General features: G+C 61.7%; 1 protein-coding gene and 1 pseudogene. Both read left to right on the plus strand.

The features are described 5' to 3' along the window. The first annotated feature begins 255 nt into the window (after positions 1 to 255). The gene (locus tag Y708_RS31205) at positions 256 to 342 is read left to right on the plus strand and encodes a hypothetical protein (RefSeq protein WP_253905861.1); all 87 of its coding nucleotides are present in this window, start codon (positions 256 to 258) and stop codon (positions 340 to 342) included. Next, positions 315 to 1,059 (plus strand): annotated as a pseudogene (locus Y708_RS25935) (pyruvate dehydrogenase (acetyl-transferring), homodimeric type); the annotation flags it as partial. The gene Y708_RS31205 and the pseudogene Y708_RS25935, both read left to right, overlap by 28 nt.

The raw sequence follows: 1,059 nt of genomic DNA on the forward strand, positions 1-1,059 counted from the left end.
GACGACCTCAAAGCCTTCCGCGACCACCTCCGCATCCCGGTCACCGACGAGGCGCTGGAGGTGGACCTCTACTCGCCTCCCTATTACAACCCCGGCCCGGAAGCGAAGGAGATCAAGTACCTGCAGGAGAAGCGGCGGACTTTGGGCGGGCCGGTGCCGTCACGTAGGAGTACCCATACGGCTCTTACGCTGCCGGGGGATAAGGCGTATGAGATGGCGAACCGTGGTTCCGGCAAGCAGCAGGCGGCCACCACCATGGCCTTCGTCAGGCTCCTGAAAGACCTCATGCGGGACAAATCCATTGGCTCCCGCATCAGACCAAGGACTTGGCCGCGGACCTGACCGATGAGCAGGTTTGGGGCCTCAAACGTGGTGGGCATGATTACCGCAAGGTTTACGCCGCGTATAAGGCTGCCACCGAGTTCAAGGGCAAACCCACCGTGATCCTGGCCAAGACGGTCAAGGGCTACGGCCTGGGCTCCCACTTCGAGGGCCGCAACGCCACCCACCAAATGAAAAAACTCACCCACGACGACCTCAAAGCCTTCCGCGACCACCTCCGCATCCCGGTCACCGACGAGGCGCTGGAGGTGGACCTCTACTCGCCTCCCTATTACAACCCCGGCCCGGAAGCGAAGGAGATCAAGTACCTGCAGGAGAAGCGGCGGACTTTGGGCGGGCCGGTGCCGTCACGTAGGAGTACCCATACGGCTCTTACGCTGCCGGGGGATAAGGCGTATGAGATGGCGAACCGTGGTTCCGGCAAGCAGCAGGCGGCCACCACCATGGCCTTCGTCAGGCTCCTGAAAGACCTCATGCGGGACAAATCCATTGGCTCCCGCATCGTGCCCATAGTCCCGGATGAGTCCCGGACTTTTGGCATGGATGCCTTCTTCCCCACTGCCAAGATCTATAACCCGGACGGCCAGAACTACCTGTCCGTGGACCGCGATCTGATCCTCGCTTATAAGGAATCAGCTGCCGGACAGATATTGCATCCCGGTATTAACGAGGCTGGCGCGGTTGCCGCGTTCACGGCAGCCGGCACGGCTTACGCCA

It is taken from the genome of Arthrobacter sp. H5 (assembly GCF_000520595.1).
Lineage (GTDB): Bacteria > Actinomycetota > Actinomycetes > Actinomycetales > Micrococcaceae > Arthrobacter_D.

Coding starts and splice junctions, on each gene's coding strand:
- Y708_RS31205 (WP_253905861.1), top strand. CDS start 256: ATGGCCTTCGTCAGGCTCCTGAAAGACCTCATGCGGGACAAATCCATT.